Raw genomic sequence first — 18,662 nt, 5'->3', positions numbered from 1 at the left:
GAGTATGCGTAAAAAAGATGTTCCTTCGTTAGTGAAGGATCCGCATTTGATTGATATGCGTCGCGCGCAGATTGTGAAGGCGGCGGTGCAACTGTTTAACGAGAAGGGCTACCATAAAGCGACGACGCGTGCGGTGGCCGAGGCGTCTGGGTTTAGTATTGGGACGCTGTATGAGTACATTGGGTCGAAGGAGGATATTTTATATCTCGTGTGTGACTCGGTGTACGATGAGGTCATTAGTCGTTGGGAGGAGCTATTAGACGAGAAGCTGACGGGGCGCGAGCGTCTGAGTCAGGTGATCGAGGCGTACTTCCGCGTGGTGAATGATCTGCAGGACGAGGTACTTGTTATGTACCAAGAGTCGAAGTCGCTTTCTGAGGAGGCTCTTCGGTATGTGCTAGAAAAGGAGCTCCGTATGAAACGCATGTTTGAGCAGGAGCTAACGCGTGCAAAAAAGGAAGGTTTGGTGACATTAACCGAGGGTGAGATGTCCCTAGCGGCCCACCAAATTCTTGTCGCCGGGCACATGTGGACGTTCCGTCGCTGGGCAATTCAACGCGATTATTCTATAGAAGAATACATCACCTATCAGCTACGACAGCTGTTTACCGGGTTTGGTATGAAAGAGATATCGTCAAGCTAAAGGAGGAAGACATCCGTGACTAGCTATCAGCACCCTATTCGATTTGTGACGGCATCGAGTCTGTTTGACGGACACGATGCCTCCATTAACATTATGCGCCGCATGCTACAGGCAACAGGCACCGAAGTCATTCATTTAGGACATAACCGCTCCGTGCAGGAGATTGTACAGGCGGCCATACAAGAAGACGTCCAAGGCATCGCCATTTCTTCCTATCAGGGCGGCCACGTGGAATATTTTAAATACTTATATGATGAGTTGGCCGATCGCGGCGCTGGCCACATCAAGATTTTTGGAGGCGGGGGCGGCGTCATCATCCCGTCCGAGATCAAGGAGCTACACGATTACGGCATCACCAAAATCTTTTCTCCAGAAGACGGGCGCAAGCATGGGCTACAAGGCATGATCGATTCCATGATGGAGGCCTGTGATTTTGATACTCCGGGGAGAAACAACGTCACAGAGCTTCTCAAACAAAGCGATCCGACTGCTATTGCCCGCCTCGTTAGCCTCGCTGAAAAGCGTGCCTTTGGTCTGCCAATGGACGAGGTAGAGGAGCAGCAATTCGTAAGTCTCATGGAGGAACAGTTGCCGACTGTGCCGGTGCTTGGTATCACAGGAACAGGGGGCGCAGGAAAGAGCTCACTCACAGACGAGCTCGTTCGCCGTTTCCTCCGCGCGTTCCCAGAGAAGTCCGTTGCCATTCTGTCAGTAGACCCAACAAAGCGTAAAACAGGCGGAGCCTTGCTCGGTGACCGTATTCGCATGAATGCGATCCATCACGACCGCGTATACATGCGCTCGTTAGCAACGCGCGACAGTCATCAAGAGCTGTCCAAAGCGGCAAACGAAGCGATTGCGGTTGTGAAGCACGCTGGCTACGATCTGGTCATTGTAGAAACGAGCGGAATTGGGCAAGGAGATGCCGCTATTTCAGACGTTGCCGACGTTGCAATGTACGTGATGACAAGCGAGTTCGGTGCACCTTCACAGCTGGAGAAGATCGATATGATCGACTTCGCCGACGTGATCGCCATTAATAAATTTGATCGTAAAGGCTCCGAGGACGCACTCCGTGAAGTACGCAAGCAGTACCAGCGCGCGCACGTGCGCTTTGAAGAAGACCCTTCTGTGATGCCAGTATACGGCACGATCGCGAGTCAATTTAATGATTCTGGTACGAACCGTCTCTTTTACGAGTTGATTCAAACGATTAATAGTAAGGCTGGTCTCAAGTGGAAGACGGATCTCGGTAAAGGCGAAGAGCTGGCTAGACGTAGCGCCGTCATTCCAGCCGAGCAAATCCATTATTTACGCGAGATTTCGCAAACGGTAAAAGGCTACCACGAAGAAACCGAGCGTGAAGCAACGAAAGCACGCCAGCTCTTCCAGCTTGAAGGCGCTAAAGCGCTTATGGACGACGAGAATATTGTAAGCGCTATCGAAGAAAAGCGCGCGCATATTGATCGCTCGCTTCAATCCGATGTGCGCGAGGCGTTAGATGCTTGGCCTAAGAAAGTAGAAGCTTATAAACAGGACTCCTTTGTCACGAAAATCCGTGATAAAGAGCTCGTAACCGAGCTTACGACAACAAGTCTCTCTGGTCTCTCGATTCCAAAGGTGTCCCTCCCGCGCTATCAGGACTACGGCGAGATCATTAGCTGGATTCGTCGTGAGAACGTCCCTGGCGAATTCCCGTACACGGCGGGCGTGTTCCCATTTAAGCGCAAGGGCGAGGATCCGAAGCGCCAATTTGCCGGAGAAGGTAGCCCTGCACGCACAAACCGTCGCTTCCATTATTTATCGAAGGACGACGAAGCGAAGCGCCTCAGCACGGCCTTCGACTCGGTGACCCTGTACGGCGAGGATCCTGGCCACCGCCCGGACATTTACGGCAAGGTTGGTGAGAGTGGCGTGAGCATCTGCACGCTCGAGGACATGAAGAAGCTCTACGACGGCTTTGATCTCATCGCACCATCGACCTCTGTTTCTATGACCATTAACGGGCCGGCGCCGATCATCCTAGCCATGTTTATGAACACGGCCATTGATCAGCAGCTGCAAGCCTTTGAGGCAGAAAATAATCGGAAGCCTACGGACGACGAGGCAGCTTCGATTCGAGCGAAGACTTTAGCCGTTGTGCGAGGCACGGTGCAGGCCGATATTTTAAAGGAAGACCAAGGCCAAAACACGTGCATTTTCTCCACAGAATTCGCGCTACGCATGATGGGCGATATTCAGCAATATTTCATTGATAACGAAGTCCGTAACTATTACTCGGTCTCCATTAGTGGCTATCACATCGCAGAAGCAGGCGCTAACCCAATTAGTCAGCTTGCCTTTACGCTTGCGAATGGCTTCACCTACGTCGAGTACTATTTAAGTAGAGGCATGGATATCGATAAATTTGCACCGAATCTCTCATTTTTCTTCAGTAACGGACTAGACCCTGAGTATACGGTGATCGGTCGCGTTGCGCGTCGTATTTGGGCGATCGCGATGAAGCGCAAGTACGGCGCAAACGAGCGTAGCCAAAAGCTGAAGTACCATATTCAAACGTCCGGCCGCTCTCTGCACGCGCAGGAGGTGGACTTTAACGATATTCGTACGACCTTGCAGGCGCTCCTTGCGATTTATGATAACTGTAACTCGCTCCACACGAACGCCTACGACGAAGCGGTGACAACGCCGACAGAGGAGAGCGTGCGCCGTGCGATGGCGATCCAGCTGATCATCACGAAGGAAATGGGTCTCGCCAAAAACGAGAACCCCCAGCAAGGCTCCTTCATCGTCGAAGAGCTCACCGATCTTGTCGAGCAAGCGGTGCTCTTAGAGCTCGAGCGCATGAACGATCGTGGCGGCGTCTTAGGCGCGATGGAAACCCAGTATCAGCGCGGCAAAATCCAAGAGGAGTCCCTCCTCTATGAGACGAAAAAGCATAACGGCGAGCTCCCAATCATCGGGGTGAACACGTATCTCAACCCAGAGGAGCCATCAGACGACGATTTTAAAATGGAGCTAGCTCGTGCGACCACAGCAGAGAAGGAGTCACAAATAGAAGGCCTCCGTGCCTTTCAGGATGCGCACAAAGATGAATCTGGTCCAGCACTAGCGCGCCTCAAAGAAGCGGCGATTGCAGGCGAGAATATCTTTGCGGAGCTCATGCATACGGTGCGCGTGGCGAGCTTAGGGCAAATAACGGCGGCGCTTTATGAGGTTGGCGGGCAGTACAGAAGGAACCTTTAGTTGCCCAAAGGCTAACTAGCTTAGAGCGTCATATGATCAAGAGCCAACTAGTTTAGAGCGTCAGCTCTCCGAGCTTAATATGATAAAGAGGAGTCAGCTCTGCGAACACCCTACGACATTAGTAGGGTCAGTGCCTGAGCCTACTCGTCGGGCAGGGTGAGGCTGCCGCCTTACCCTAAACGCCCTTCTGCGTGGTCTCAGTCTCTGCCTATTCCTACTAATTGTCTCCAGGCATTCTCCGAGTCTGCCTCCTCCTGAGTTTTTAGGAAAAGAACAGATCTAAGCGTAAAGTTATAGTTTAGTTCATGTGCAAAATCCAACGCTAAATGAATGCTAAATCAGGTACTGGATTACAAGCGGATAATATGACATAAACCGTGAAAGCTCGTCTGCTTCTTTTTTTAGGGAAGGGCGGGCTTTTGTTGGCGTTTATTTGGAGAGGAAGACGGGTCTTTTTTTATATGAATAATGATTTGGAAGAAAACAAACACAGAATGCGAGTTACCAAACACGAAATTGTGAAATCGACGAGAAACCAAACACAGTACCTTGGTTACCAAACAAGAAAGCTAGAAATCAGCTATTTACCAAACACACGTCCAACATGCATGCGTGTTTCTTGTGGATCTTACTAAGCGGCAGTTGATTAAATAAGAATTTCCTGTGAATGTTGTAGATCTGTCGCTATTGTGAAGAGAAAGCACGAAGTAGTGAAGAGCAAGTTGCCAGAAGTGACGCGCAAAATGAGAAAAGTGACGAGAAAGCAAGAAGTGGAATTAAAAGCGAGGCAACGCCCTTCCGCCTCGTGCCCCTAACAAAAAAGAAGAAGGTTTTGCAATTAATATACCGTCACCGCAGGCGACCCGCAGCGACGTTTGTGCACTACCAGTGGTAGCCCTTCCGCGAAGCGAAAATCCTTTCGACCGGCCATTGGTTTGGCCGGACGAAATAGTTGAGCAAGCCACCACAGGTAGAAGCAAACGACGCGTAGGGGCGCCGGAGGTGCCGCACTTGACCTAGTTCTTGACCTGCAAAGTAGAAGAAGGGGCGCCGGAGGTGCCGTACTTGACCTTGACCTTAAACACCATTTAATAAAAAATACACAGAACATATAGCATAATCCCAAGACTTGTGTTTATAATGGAAGGTATGAATTCGTTCGCAACACGCTATCACACGTAGCCCAAAAGCTACGGCCAATATAGAAAGGAAGTGTCAAGGATGAGCTTGAAGGATTACACGAAAGAACAGCTAGCGGAAATTTCCATGCTTGATATCGCATATGAACTATTAGTAGAACAAAACAGCCCAGCTGACTACCAGGCGTTACTTAGCCGCATTGCTGAGCTACGTGACATGACAGAAACACAGATTCAAGAGCGTATTTCTCACCTTTATACACAAATGTCTATTGATGGACGTTTCGTCAACTTAGGTGAAAACCGTTGGGGACTTCGTTCATGGTATCCATTCGACCAAACAGAGGAAGAGCTTTCTCAAACGATGCCTAAGAAGAAAAAGGCACGTGCTGAAGAAGACGAGGAAGTTGTTGATGAGTTTGAGGTGGAAGATATCGACGAGTTCGAAGACTTAGAAGATGAGCTTGATGATCTTGCAAACGAAGAGGATACAGACTTCGATGAGTTAGATGAAGATGAAGAAGAAGAGTATGATGAAGAAGATGAAGACGAGGACGATGATGAGGAAGACTTTGAAGAGGACGAGCTGTAAAACCAGCTTCGACTTTCCAAAAAACCTTTCAAAAGCCTTACGTTTTCGGCTTGACTTTTATCACACGGATAGATAGAATCATGATTGGGCTCCATAAATTTGGAGACTAAATAACGTTTACGTTTCAATCCCCCCTCTATGTAGTGGCAGAGGGGGGATTTTTGTTTTTTTGAGAATCTTATGCGGTAGGATGAAGGATGACGAATAATGTACTGCATAAGCTACATCTACGTACGGCGTCTCTAGATGAAAGAGGCGTTACGAGTGTTTCTTACAGCCAAAAAAGGCCCCTATATAACTATGAAGCTTGAAGGAGTGAGCGTTTTGACTAAGTATATTTTTGTGACGGGCGGCGTTGTGTCGTCTTTGGGTAAGGGTATCACGGCGGCGTCTTTAGGACGATTATTAAAGAATCGCGGATTAAAGGTGACGATTCAAAAGTTTGATCCATATATTAACGTGGATCCGGGGACGATGAGCCCGTATCAGCACGGGGAAGTTTTTGTAACCGATGATGGTGCGGAGACGGACTTGGATCTTGGACACTATGAGCGTTTTATCGATATTAACCTTGGTAAGTTTAGTAACGTGACGACTGGTAAGATCTACTCGACGGTGCTTAAAAAGGAGCGTCGTGGTGACTATCTTGGCGGTACGGTGCAGGTTATTCCGCACATCACGAATGAGATTAAGGAGCGCGTATTCCAAGCGTCACGCGAAGGTAGCCCAGACGTTGTTATCACGGAGATCGGCGGTACAGTTGGGGATATCGAGAGCTTGCCGTTCCTAGAGGCAATTCGTCAGATTAAGAGTGACGTCGGTCACGAAAACGTGATGTACATTCACTGTACGCTGATTCCGTACCTTGGTGCTGCAGGTGAGATGAAGTCGAAGCCAACCCAGCATAGCGTAAAGGAGCTTCGTAGCTTAGGTATCCAGCCAAACGTGATCGTCGTTCGTACAGAGCGTCCAGTGCCAGAGGATATGAAGGACAAGATTGCGCTCTTCTGCGATATTAACAAAAACGCCGTGATCGAAGCGCGCGACGCAGACACGCTTTACCAAGTGCCACTTGAGCTTCAGGCGCAAGGTCTTGACCAGTATGTGTGCGACCACTTAAAGCTTGATTCCCCAGAGGCAGACATGGAGGAGTGGATCGGCCTTGTTGAGAAGGTAAAGAGCCTTGATAAGAAGGTCACGATCGCGCTCGTTGGTAAATATGTCTCCCTCCCGGACGCATATTTATCCGTTGCCGAAGCATTGCGCCACGCCGGCTATGCCTTCGACGCAGATATCGATATCAAATGGGTTGATTCTGAGACCGTTACGCGTGAAAATGTGGCGGAAATGCTACACGGAGCGGACGGAATCCTGGTTCCTGGCGGATTCGGAGATCGTGGTGTAGAAGGTAAAATCGCTGCTATCGAGTATTCTCGTTTAGAGGGTGTCCCATTCTTAGGTATTTGTCTTGGTATGCAGCTCGCGACGGTGGAGTTCGCACGAAACGTACTTGGCTACGAGGACGCGCACTCAGCAGAGCTAGATCCAGAGACAACAAACCCAGTTATCGACCTTCTGCCTGAGCAAAAGGATATTGATGACTTAGGTGGAACGCTTCGTTTAGGTCTATTCCCATGTAAGCTTCGTCCTGGTACGAAGACGTTAGATGCTTACGGTGAAGAGGTTATTTACGAGCGTCACCGTCACCGCTATGAGTTTAACAACCAGTACCGCGAAGAAATGGAAGCGAAAGGCTTCATCTTCTCTGGTACAAGCCCAGACGGTCGTCTAGCAGAGGTTATTGAGATCACGGAGCATCCGTTCTTTGTAGCATCTCAGTTCCATCCGGAGTTTGTGTCGCGTCCAACGCGTCCACAGCCATTGTTTAGAGAGTTTATTGGTGCTTCTTTAAAGTCGGAGTAATTTTTAACGGACTTTAGTGAATGCTATTTATATGAGCGGAGGCCAGCCCTGTGGGCTGGTTTCTTTTTATTTGCTAAAGTGCTAACTAGCTTAATGCCGAGCTCTTCGAGCTATTTGCTAAAGTGCTAACTAGCTAAGATCAAGAGATTTAGCTCTTCGAGCTTTAATTGCTAAAGTGCTAATTAGTTTAAATCTGCACTTCGAGCTGTCAGCCCTCCGGACACTCTGCGACATCCATAGGGCCGGCCTTTGAGCTTCCTCGTCGGCAGGAGTCGACTGTCGTCTCCTCCTAAACGCCTCCTGTGGGATCTCAAAAACCTCTTTCCCCTATTGATTGTCTCCGAATGTCCTCCGGGTCTGCCAGCTCTGCGTTTGATTTAAAAAGTGCGTGATGAAGAAACTCTTTTTAGTTGATTTTAGATATTGGATAAGTGGCTTTAAAGCAATTTAAGGTTTTATGTACCGTGTTGAGAAAGAATGTACTGTATAGAAATTTTATGTACGGTATGAAAAAAGAATGTACCGTGTGCGAGATTTATGTACCGTATACAAAATTAATGTACCGTGAGCAAGTTTTGTAATGGATCGCTCTTACGTTTTTTAAAAGCTAGTTAAACGGTCTTTAGGCATGTAATGTAGTAAAAATGTGTTTGTTTTTTTAAGAACGGTTACCTTCGATTCTCCGAAGCGAAGGCTGGCGTCTCCTAGAGGGGAACTTTCGCGCACCGAAAATCCTTTTGCACGACCCTTGGTCGGGCAAAATAGTTGAGGAAGCACCTCAGGAAAGCGCCAGCCGGGAGCGAAGGAGAATCGAAAATTTGAGTTCGCGCTTGAATTTTTGACGACCGTTGATGAATATATTATTAAAGTGGGCGGCGCTGATTGGGAATTTCGTTCTGAGGATATTTCGAGGAACTAAACACGTCGCGTGAGGGAAGGTGCTGGTAAGAGTGCGTAGGTTTGTAAAAGACATCGGTAGGTCGCTTGAGTTACTTCTCTTTTTGGGTATTGGATTATACATAACAGAGTATGTGGCTGGTCCTTTTTATGAAGGACAGGGAATACGTTTTGAGGGAAACGTTTGGGTGAATTGGTTTGCGATCTCGTACGTGCTATTTGTGGTATACGTAGTGATAATGGGGCTGTTTTTGTTTAAGAATGTCGCGTTTTATCGATGGTTCCTAAGCTCCGTGATCTTTTGGATTTTATGCGCGGGGGCTATCTTTGTGGTGGTATTACCAGTTGTTGTTGGAGAAAATCCGTTTTAGAATAGACTAGATTTTCTGTTAATAAGTAAAGGGGTGCGTGTGAATGAAAAGAAGTGTTGCGCTATTTATCGCGACTAGTCTCGACGGCTATATAGCGACGGAGGAAGAGACGCTGGAGTGGCTGTTTGAGGTTGAGGGCGAGGGCGATAACGGATACAGCGATTTTTATACGACGGTGGACACAGTTCTAATGGGCAACAACACGTATAAGTGGCTCATGGACTCAGAAGAGGTGGAGGAGTACCCTTATAAGGATAAGGAAAGTTATGTGTTTACGAGCGCGGAGATAGCTTCTGATGAGAACGTCGAATTTGTGAATGACCCTGCTGCGTTGATTACGACGCTGAAGCAGGAGGACGGCGAGAGAATTTGGCTTGTAGGCGGTGGTAGCCTATTTTCGTCGTTTTTAGAAAAAGGGTTAGTGGACGAGATTATTATGACAGTAGCCCCGAAAGTGATTGGAGAAGGCATTCCGTTGTTCCAACCTAGAAAGTATCGAGCGAATTTAGAGCTAGTTGGCGTGCAGACATTTAATCAGTTTGTCGAGCTACATTATAAAGTAATACATGCCCCTTCCGCCGATTAGCGGAGGGGTTTACTCATGATGACGCTACGATAATTGGTCGCTTCCCAGTCCACATATTCCACAAATCCGTAGCCTCTTTTTGTGTACAAGGCTATTAGGTGGTCAGCGGTTTCGGCTGTATCAAGCGCAACGTGATGCATGTGATCTTGCTCTCGTGCATACTGCTCGATTGCGTCTAAGAGGCGCTTGCCGACGCCACTACCTTGATACTCTGGAAGGACACCAAACTGTCCAATCACAGCTACATCCGATTTACTGTACCACGGACAGCTCACTTTTGTGCCAGGAGGATAGAACGAGATCGTACCGACGATCCGCTCCCCGTCTAACGCAACGAGGCAACGTGCCTGTGCAATGCGCTCACGCGTAATCGTGCTGTTCTGATGCGACGCCACATAGCGCATCCCCATATCCGCAAGCTGCTTATACGCACGATTCAGCACAACCGTCAGCTCCTCAATATCCCTCTCGTCTTCAGAAAATACAGTGATATCTATGTTTTGCATGTAAATCTCCCTTCAAAATGTGAGTTTTAGAATGATGTTTGTGAGTTAAGTTCTTTACTTTAGAGTTATGTGCCTCATTAAGGAGTTATGTTCCTCGTTCTGGCGTTATGGACTCCATCTGCTAGTCCTATATCGCACCTCAACTTATAAGAACCACTTACTGCTCTCAAAGTTCTAAACAGCACGGCACTCCATTCACTAGCAACCCCAATCGAATCAAAAGCCAGCCATCACTCCACATCAAAGCCTTCCAAAAGAAAAGCGAGGCAACGACCTCACGCCTCGTATCCTATACAAAAAAAGAAGGTCAGGGATTGCATACTAACCGTAACCGAAGGAGACCTGAAGCGGCGTTTGCGTAACTACCAGTGGTAGCCCTTCCGCGCAACGAAAATCCTTTCGAACGGCCATTGGTTTGGTCGGTCGAAATAGTTGAGTAAGCCATCACAGGTAGTAGCAAACGCCGCGCAGGGGCGCCGAAGGTGCCCGCCCTTGACCTCAATTCCTTGACCTTATCCTAACCTACCTCAAGCATACTCCTCCAAGATCTCTGTCACTAAAAAGTACAACCGATAGTAAGCCTGTAACGCCATCAACAAATGCGGCTCCCCAACCCGACTGCCATCCTCCATCGGAATCAGCCCGCGCGTCACTCCAGTCTCAATGACAAACGATGCCCCCTCCGTTGCAGCGCCTGCCTTTGGCGCAAACACGATGGTAGTCATTCCTGCAACTTTTTCTAAAGCAGCACGAAGCTCTTCGCTCTCACCAGATTTGGCAAAGAAAAGGGCTGTGTCGATCGGATGAGCCTCCGTGCACTCCTCTATGCGCGCACTCTTTGTGATCGCATCCGTGCCCATCTGTGTCTGGAGGAAAATACCGTCGAGCTCTTCCTCGGTATACCAGTAAACAGCACCGTCACCTAAAATACTTTGAGCAAGCATACGAGAAGCGTCCTCAAAGTCCTCCTCAAATTGATCTAATTTTTGTAAAAGCCCTTTTAATTGGGTGTCGAAAATTTTCATTTTATACCAACTTTCTTCTTATTTAATAGTCGATTTTTGCTTATTATATCAAGCTATACACATGTTTCTCGAAAAAATGTCGAAAAAGAACTGACAATGTCTACCGGAAAGGTTTGAATTTTTTCCAAATTTTTATATAATAGATAAGTAGCATTTAGTAGAAATGGCTTATGTATCTATCTCTATTTTAACAACAAGGCATACAAAGAGGGAGGGGATTTTTTCATGGTAGAAAAGCTATTAGTCGTCGATGATCAATTTGGAATAAGGGTGTTACTAAAAGAAGTATTTCAAAAGGATGGATATGAAACGTTCGATGCTTCGAATGGAAAGACCGCGCTTGAGATTATTGAGCAAGAACGTCCGAATCTCGTTCTGTTAGATATGAAAATCCCAGGAATGGATGGCTTGGAGATACTGCGAGAAATGAGAAGGCAAAAGCTTGATGTGGATGTAATCATGATGACAGCTTACGGGGAGCTGGAGATGATTAACGAGGCAAAATCATTAGGAGCAATGGCACATTTTTCTAAACCATTTGATATTGATGAAGTTCGCACGCGAATTCGCGATTTTTTTAATGAAAAAAACCAATGAAGGCGGTTCCAGGAAATTAATTAATGCGCAGGGCGTGAAAAATGCGTCGAATATGCTATAATGATTTCGTGAGTCTGCCTGTAGGAGAGCTATGGCCAGCATGGTGATGGCTTTTTATCATGCAACGTCCGAAGCATACAAATGGTCGTGAGTACGTCACCGCTATTTGTATGTTTGTAAATGCATGCAGGAGTTAGACGAATGCTCGTATTTAATCAAAGGGAGGATTTATCGAATGCCTTTAGTATCGATGAAAGAAATGCTTATTACTGCGAAAGAGAAATCTTACGGAGTAGGTCAGTTTAACCTAAACAACTTGGAGTTCACGCAAGCTATTTTACAAGCTGCTGAAGAGGAAAAGTCTCCAGTAATCCTTGGTGTATCTGAGGGTGCGGCACGTTACATGGGTGGATTCAAAGCGGTTGTTGCAATGGTAAAAGGTCTTATGGAGGAGTACGGTACAACTGTACCTGTTGCGATCCACTTAGACCACGGTTCAAGCTTTGAGAAGTGTGTAGAAGCGATCCACGCAGGATTCACATCTGTTATGATCGACGGCTCTCACTACCCACTTGAAGAGAACATTGCACTAACAAAAAAGGTTGTTGAAGTTGCTCATACGCTTGGAGTATCTGTTGAAGCAGAGCTTGGCCGTATCGGTGGACAAGAAGATGACCTAATCGTTGACGATGCAGATGCTGCATACGCAATTCCTTCTGAGTGTGATCAACTAATCCGTGAGACAAATGTAGACTGCTTCGCACCTGCATTAGGATCTGTACACGGACCATACAAAGGCGAACCAAACCTTGGTTTTGATCGCATGGAAGAGATCTCTACACTAACGGATGTACCTCTAGTGCTTCATGGCGGAACTGGTATCCCAACAAAAGATATCAAGAAAGCTATCTCTTTCGGTACAGCTAAAATTAACGTAAACACAGAAAACCAAATCACGTCTGCAGCTGCAGTGCGTAAAGCTCTTGAAGAAGATCCAAACATGGTTGACCCACGTAAATATCTTGGACCAGCTCGTGAAGCGATTAAGCAAACGGTTATTGGCAAGATGCGTGAATTCGGTTCTTCAAACCAAGCATAATTTAACAAAGTCGGCGTTCCTTTTGGGGCGCTGACTCCATTTTTATAGAGTTAGAAAGCGTTATCATTCCGAATTGGAGGGGCATGATCTATGAAATTTTTTGTAGATACAGCGAACGTAAATGAAATTAAAGAGGCGCATGAGCTAGGTATTATTGATGGCGTAACGACAAATCCATCACTTGTAGCAAAGGAAGGCGTAGATTTTCACGATCGTTTAAGAGAAATTACACAAGTAATTACAGATGGATCCGTTAGCGCAGAGGTCATCGCTCTTGATGCACCGGGAATGATTGAGGAAGGGAAGAAGCTTGCCGAGATTGCACCTAACATCACGGTAAAAGTCCCGATGACATTAGAAGGTCTTAAAGCTGTTCGGACGTTCAGCGAGCTTAATATTACGACGAATGTCACCCTCATCTTTTCTGCCAATCAAGCGTTGCTTGCAGCAAGAGCTGGCGCTACATATGTCTCCCCATTTTTAGGAAGACTTGATGATATAGGGCATAATGGGGTAGAATTGATTTCAACGATTTCAGAAATATTTGACCGCCACATGATCGAGACACAGATCATTGCCGCATCGATTCGACATCCACAGCACGTAACAGACTCCGCACTAAATGGTGCAGACATCGCAACTGCTCCACTTAGTGTATTAAAGCAGCTAGTTAAACACCCACTTACAGACGCAGGCATCGAGAGGTTTTTACAAGATTATGAAGCGAGTCAAAAAGGATAAGTAAATGGTTATGCCTAGGGGGAGCGAGTGTCAGTCGCTCCCTTTCGGCACAAGCATTTGTGTAGAAAGGAAGCGGCGTATGGATAAAATTTTGATTGATGGTGGACGCGATCTTGAAGGGACCGTTCAAATAAGCGGCGCAAAAAACAGTGCAGTAGCACTCATTCCTGCAGCAATTATGGCGGATTCAACGGTAACGATTGATAATTTACCGGAGATTTCAGACGTAGGAATTTTAAAGGATTTACTGGAGGAGATTGGCGGTACGGCCGAGCTATCGGGAGATACGCTCGTCGTGCACCCCGAAAAGATGTTTTCGATGCCACTCCCAAACGGAAAGGTAAAAAAGCTACGTGCCTCTTATTATCTCATGGGTGCGATGCTTGGAAAGTTTAAAAAAGCCGTGATTGGTTTACCTGGAGGCTGTAACCTAGGGCCTCGTCCGATTGATCAGCATATTAAAGGCTTTGAAGCACTTGGTGCGAAGGTAACGAATGAGCAAGGAGCGATTTATCTACAGGCGGACGAGCTTATTGGGAATCGCATTTATCTGGACGTTGTGAGCGTTGGCGCGACGATTAATATTATGCTCGCAGCTGTTAAAGCGAAGGGCCAGACGATTATCGAAAACGCGGCCAAGGAGCCGGAAATCATTGATGTGGCAACCCTCCTATCTAGTATGGGTGCTCGCATTAAGGGAGCCGGAACGAATGTCATTCGTATCGACGGGGTGGACACGCTCCATGGATGTCGCCACTCCATTATTCCAGACCGGATTGAAGCAGGCACGTACATGATTTTTGCAGCTGCGATGGGGAAGGGTGTTACGGTGGATAACGTCATTCCACTTCACTTAGAGTCACTAAGCTCGAAGCTACGTGAAATGGGTGTGCAGCTTGAAGTAGGCGATGACTGGATTCATATCTCTAAAAACGGCGAGTTAAAGCCGATTGATGTGAAAACACTTGTTTATCCTGGTTTTGCTACAGACCTACAGCAACCAATGACAGCGTTACTAACGCAATCAGAGGGATCGAGTATTGTTACGGATACCATCTACAATGCGCGATTCAAGCATATTGACGAGCTTCGTCGCATGGGAGCATCTATTAAAGTAGAAGGACGCTCCGCTTTAATTAACGGTAGCTCCAATCTTCAAGGAGCGAAAGTACGAGCAACGGACTTACGTGCTGGTGCTGCATTAATTGCAGCGGGACTGGTGGCTGACGGAGTAACGGAGATCACAGACGTGTATCACATTGACCGCGGCTATACGTCTATTGTAGAGAAGCTTACGAGTCTTGGAGCCAAAATTTGGCGTGAGAAATTGACAGAAGCTGAGCTTGAAGAAGTAAATAATTCGTAAGCGCATGTGCACCATCTTTTCTGTACAGACAAATGATTGACTATCATTAGGGGGCGAAGTGAGATGGAGAGAGGTTTATCAATGGAATTAGTGCGTGTCACGGAAGCGGCGGCACTTGCATCAGCTAGATGGATGGGACGAGGTCAGAAGGATGAAGCGGATAACGCAGCAACAGAGGCGATGCGCGATGTATTCGATACGATTCCAATGAAGGGCACGGTCGTCATTGGCGAGGGAGAAATGGACGAGGCGCCAATGCTGTACATTGGTGAGCGTCTAGGGAACGGCTTTGGCCCACGCGTTGATGTTGCAGTAGATCCGCTCGAAGGGACAAACATTGTTGCCGCTGGAGAGTGGAACGCACTCGCAGTTTTAGGAGTGGCGGATAAAGGCTGTCTATTGCACGCTCCTGATATGTACATGGATAAAATTGCTGTCGGTCCTGAGTCCGTTGGTAAAATTGACATTGATGCACCAATCCGTGATAACCTACACGCCGTTGCACAGGCGAAGGGGAAGGATATTGGCGATATTGTCGTGACGATTCTTCGTCGTGAGCGCCATCAGCGAATCATTGATGAAGTGCGCGCGGCCGGAGCTCGCATTAAGCTCTTAGGAGATGGAGATGTGGCAGCGGCGATCAATACTGCCTTTGAGGATACAGGTGTCGATATCCTACTTGGATCCGGCGGAGCTCCTGAAGGGGTGCTAGCGGCTATTGGTCTTAAGTGCTTAGGTGGCGAAATTCAGGGAAGGCTTCTCCCGCAAAACGAGGAAGAGCTTGAACGTTGCAAAAAGATGGGGATAGCAGACATTCGTCGCGTTCTCCATATGAACGATCTTGTATCTGGGGACGATGCGATCTTTGCAGCAACAGGTGTAACGGACGGAGAGCTATTAAAAGGTGTCCGTTACAAAGGGCAAACTGGAACGACGCAATCTCTCGTTATGCGCGCGAAGTCTGGTACTGTGCGATTCATTGATGGGAAGCACCACTTAGAGAAAAAGCCTGATTTAGTGATTAGAACTTAAGTGAAAAGGGAATAGATAGAAAGCCTAGGCTGCAGAGGAAGTGCTCCGCTGTAGCCTTTTTAAAAAAACTATTGTCAGATAAACAGGACTATGATTAGATTAATAGAGGATTTTCACCTACTCCACGATCCTTCTTTAGCGACTTCATCCGCTTTGCGCGGACCTACAACCTACCGAAGAGTTATCCAAAACCCAAAAGAATCGTGAAGAGAATACGTTTTAACCGCCATTAGTGATCACGAATCCACTAAACGACGGCTATTTTTTGTCTTTATATACAAAAGAATCACAGGATAAGAGCCTACCTACTCTTATTTTCAGAAAATCATAGATGATCGATAAAAATGAATTGAAGAAGGTGCTAGTTAATGGGAGTAACACTGACAGAAATGGAAGGCATGAAGCTAAAGGAGCTGTACCAGCTTGCGAAAGAGCATAAGGTCCAGTACTACAGCCAGCTGACCAAAAAAGAACTTATTTTTGCCATCTTTAAAAAACAGGCAGAGAACGAAGACCTGATGTTTATGGAGGGTATTCTAGAAATCATTCCATCTGAAGGCTTCGGCTTTTTACGATCAAATACGTATAAACCAAGCTCACAGGATATTTATATTTCTGCGTCTCAAATTCGCCGCTTTCAGCTACGTAACGGCGACCGCGTCTCTGGTAAAGTAAGAAAGCCAAAAGAAAATGAGCGCTATTATGGACTACTTCAAGTTGCAGCAGTAAATGGTGAAGACCCAGAGCGCGCAAGTGAGCGCCCTCACTTCCCGCAGCTAACGCCACTTTATCCAGACAAAAAGATGAAGCTTGAGAACTCTCCAAAGAGTGTCGCTTCTCGTGTGCTAGATATGATCGCGCCAATTGGTTTTGGACAGCGTGGACTTGTCGTCGCACCGCCTAAAGCTGGTAAAACACTACTATTAAAAGAAGTGGCGAATAGTATCGCAACGAATCACCCTGACGTAGAACTAATTGTGCTTCTAATTGACGAGCGTCCAGAGGAAGTAACGGACATGGAGCGTTCTGTTAAGGGTGAGGTCGTAAGCTCTACCTTTGACGAAGTGCCAGAGAATCATATTAAGGTAGCCGAGCTTGTGCTAGATCGCGCGATGCGCCTAGTCGAAGCAAAGAAGGACGTCGTTGTTCTCATGGACAGCATCACGCGTTTAGCGCGTGCCTACAACCTCGTTATCCCGCCGAGCGGACGCACGCTCTCAGGTGGTATCGACCCAGCCAGTTTCCACCGTCCAAAGCGCTTTTTTGGTGCCGCGAGAAACATCGAGGAAGGTGGCAGCCTAACCATTTTAGCGACTGCGCTAACGGAGACAGGCTCTCGTATGGATGACGTTATCTACGAGGAATTTAAAGGAACGGGTAACATGGAGCTCCACTTAGATCGTAAGCTTGCGGAACGTCGTATTTACCCAGCAATTGATATTCGTCGTTCTAGCACACGTCGCGAAGAACTATTGCTTCCTAAGCAGGAAATCGAAAACCTATGGGCGATCCGTCGTACTATTAATGATCAGCCTGACTTTATCGAACGCTTCTTAAAGAAGGTCCGTGAGATCGAGACAAACGAAGAACTTTTCAAATCATTTGAGCGTGGAAAAAACGCATCGCGTGCGAAACAGGCATCTAAACCATCTACATCGGAAAAAACATCTGACTAAAAAGATTGTATTGCATTCTCCCGGTTCAGTTGTTATACTACGTCTATGTGTGAATAAGATTGGCACAGATAGAACTCTGTTTCGAAAGATTCAGGGCGGAAGGAGTGAAGAGACATGAGAGAAGGAATTCATCCAGATTACCGTAAAGTAGTATTCAAGGATACTAGTACGGGCTTCATGTTCTTGAGCGGTTCCACATTGTATTCAAGCGAAACAGTGGAATGGGAAGACGGAAACTCTTACCCACTTTTAACAGTGGAAGTAAGTTCTGACTCACACCCATTCTACACAGGTAAGCAGAAATTCGCTGATGCTGGTGGACGTGTTGATCGCTTCAAGAAGAAGTACGGCATGTAATCACATAGTGCTATTAAAGCAGGCTTCGGAGCTTCGTCTCCGAGGTCTGTTTTTATGTTAACGAGCAAGCAGCTCGTTAACAAACAGCATCGTAGACTGCGCTCTTTGCAGTCGGAGCTAGCCTTGCAGTTAGAAACCAGTGGGCGGTTTTCCCGCTGGTTTCAGGCTAGCGGTAGATGCTTTATGTTAATCAAGTGCCGACTAGCTAAATGTCTTAGCTATTCGAGCTTCAATTGCTAAAGTGCTAACTCGTTTAAATCTGCACTCCAAGCTGTCAGCCCTGCGGACACTCTCCGACATCCATAGGGCCGGTCTTTGAGCTTCCTCGTCGGCAGGGTGCGGCTGCCGCCTTACCCTTAACGCCTCCTGTGGGATCCGGGAGACCTCTTTCCCCTATGGATTGTCTCCGAATGTCCTTCGGGTCTGCCATCTCTGCGTTTGATTTAAATAGTGCATAAGAGAAGAGCCTTTCTAGGTTAGTGAGGCTACGTATTTTTGCTTTCTTGTCACTTCTGGCAACTTGCTCTTCATAACGTGTTACTTTCTCTTCAAAACGCTGGTGCTTCGCTTCACTTCTCGACAATATTAATCTTACCCAAAAGAAGCTCAAGAGGAGGCAGACTCGGAGAATGCCCGAAGACAATTAGCAGGAATAGGATGGAGATGAGACCACGCAGGAGGCGTTTAGAGGGAGACGATAGTCGACCTCTGCCGACGAGTAGGCTCATCTTCAGACCCTGCTAATGTCGTAGGGCGTTCATAGAGCTGACTCCTCTTACTCAGTGTTGTAGATAAGACTGGACGAAACTAGTTTGCACTTAAGTAATTGAAAGCTCGTAGAGCTGGTCCAATGTAAGATAAAGGAG

15 protein-coding genes are annotated in these 18,662 nt (G+C 47.1%); 13 read left to right on the top strand and 2 right to left on the bottom strand.

Annotation, left to right across the window (positions count from 1 at the left end):
• Positions 1-4: 4 nt before the first annotated feature.
• The 6 genes from FLK61_RS18160 (at position 5) to FLK61_RS18135 (ending at position 9,397) form a co-directional block, all read left to right on the top strand.
• Entirely contained in the window at positions 5-643 is a 639-nt protein-coding gene (locus FLK61_RS18160; RefSeq protein ID WP_176010757.1) for a TetR/AcrR family transcriptional regulator, read from the top strand.
• A gap of 15 nt (positions 644-658) precedes the next feature.
• Complete coding sequence (gene icmF, locus FLK61_RS18155) at positions 659-3,889, top strand: fused isobutyryl-CoA mutase/GTPase IcmF (RefSeq protein ID WP_249777634.1); 3,231 nt, start codon at positions 659-661, stop codon at positions 3,887-3,889.
• A gap of 1,221 nt (positions 3,890-5,110) precedes the next feature.
• Entirely contained in the window at positions 5,111-5,620 is a 510-nt protein-coding gene (gene rpoE / locus FLK61_RS18150; protein ID WP_176010756.1) for a DNA-directed RNA polymerase subunit delta, read from the top strand.
• Positions 5,621-5,944: 324 nt separating this feature from the next.
• Positions 5,945-7,543 carry a CTP synthase gene (gene pyrG / locus FLK61_RS18145; protein ID WP_176010755.1) on the top strand — a complete coding sequence of 533 codons (1,599 nt, stop codon included), beginning with the start codon at positions 5,945-5,947 and terminating at the stop codon, positions 7,541-7,543.
• A gap of 950 nt (positions 7,544-8,493) precedes the next feature.
• The gene (locus FLK61_RS18140) at positions 8,494-8,811 is read left to right on the top strand and encodes a hypothetical protein (protein WP_176010754.1); all 318 of its coding nucleotides are present in this window, start codon (positions 8,494-8,496) and stop codon (positions 8,809-8,811) included.
• Positions 8,812-8,854: 43 nt separating this feature from the next.
• Complete coding sequence (locus FLK61_RS18135) at positions 8,855-9,397, top strand: dihydrofolate reductase family protein (RefSeq protein WP_249777633.1); 543 nt, start codon at positions 8,855-8,857, stop codon at positions 9,395-9,397.
• On the opposite strand, the gene FLK61_RS18130 is transcribed toward FLK61_RS18135, so the two are convergent.
• Positions 9,394-9,903: a GNAT family N-acetyltransferase gene (locus FLK61_RS18130; protein WP_176010753.1), complete on the bottom strand. Its 510-nt coding sequence runs from the start codon at positions 9,901-9,903 to the stop codon at positions 9,394-9,396. The two genes, FLK61_RS18135 and FLK61_RS18130, sit on opposite strands and share 4 nt — an antisense overlap.
• 527 nt (positions 9,904-10,430) lie before the next feature.
• Positions 10,431-10,928 (bottom strand): DUF2529 family protein, encoded by a 498-nt coding sequence (locus tag FLK61_RS18125; RefSeq protein ID WP_176010752.1) that lies wholly within the window; start codon positions 10,926-10,928, stop codon positions 10,431-10,433.
• A 225-nt stretch (positions 10,929-11,153) separates the two neighbouring features.
• Between FLK61_RS18125 and FLK61_RS18120 the strand changes: the two genes are divergently transcribed.
• The 7 genes from FLK61_RS18120 (at position 11,154) to FLK61_RS18090 (ending at position 17,796) form a co-directional block, all read left to right on the top strand.
• A complete protein-coding gene (locus FLK61_RS18120; RefSeq protein ID WP_176010751.1) occupies positions 11,154-11,525 on the top strand; it encodes a response regulator in 372 nt (123 codons plus the stop codon).
• A 235-nt stretch (positions 11,526-11,760) separates the two neighbouring features.
• Positions 11,761-12,624 carry a class II fructose-1,6-bisphosphate aldolase gene (gene fba, locus FLK61_RS18115; protein ID WP_176010750.1) on the top strand — a complete coding sequence of 288 codons (864 nt, stop codon included), beginning with the start codon at positions 11,761-11,763 and terminating at the stop codon, positions 12,622-12,624.
• A 90-nt stretch (positions 12,625-12,714) separates the two neighbouring features.
• On the top strand, positions 12,715-13,365 hold the full coding sequence (gene fsa / locus FLK61_RS18110) for a fructose-6-phosphate aldolase (protein WP_176010749.1): 651 nt from the start codon (positions 12,715-12,717) through the stop codon (positions 13,363-13,365).
• 79 nt (positions 13,366-13,444) lie between these two features.
• Positions 13,445-14,731, top strand: a complete 1,287-nt coding sequence (gene murA / locus FLK61_RS18105) for a UDP-N-acetylglucosamine 1-carboxyvinyltransferase (protein ID WP_176010748.1) — start codon at positions 13,445-13,447, stop codon at positions 14,729-14,731.
• Between the two features lie 63 nt (positions 14,732-14,794).
• The gene (gene glpX, locus FLK61_RS18100) at positions 14,795-15,763 is read left to right on the top strand and encodes a class II fructose-bisphosphatase (RefSeq protein WP_176010747.1); all 969 of its coding nucleotides are present in this window, start codon (positions 14,795-14,797) and stop codon (positions 15,761-15,763) included.
• Between the two features lie 368 nt (positions 15,764-16,131).
• Positions 16,132-17,439 (top strand): transcription termination factor Rho, encoded by a 1,308-nt coding sequence (gene rho / locus FLK61_RS18095; RefSeq protein ID WP_176010746.1) that lies wholly within the window; start codon positions 16,132-16,134, stop codon positions 17,437-17,439.
• Between the two features lie 114 nt (positions 17,440-17,553).
• The gene (locus FLK61_RS18090; RefSeq protein WP_176010745.1) at positions 17,554-17,796 is read left to right on the top strand and encodes a type B 50S ribosomal protein L31; all 243 of its coding nucleotides are present in this window, start codon (positions 17,554-17,556) and stop codon (positions 17,794-17,796) included.
• The last annotated feature ends 866 nt before the right edge of the window (positions 17,797-18,662 follow it).

The sequence above is a fragment of the Paenalkalicoccus suaedae genome, assembly GCF_006965545.2.
GTDB lineage: Bacteria > Bacillota > Bacilli > Bacillales > Salisediminibacteriaceae > Paenalkalicoccus > Paenalkalicoccus suaedae.
The sequence above is the reverse complement of the archived record's forward strand: the minus strand, read 5'-3'. Positions and strand labels throughout refer to the sequence as shown.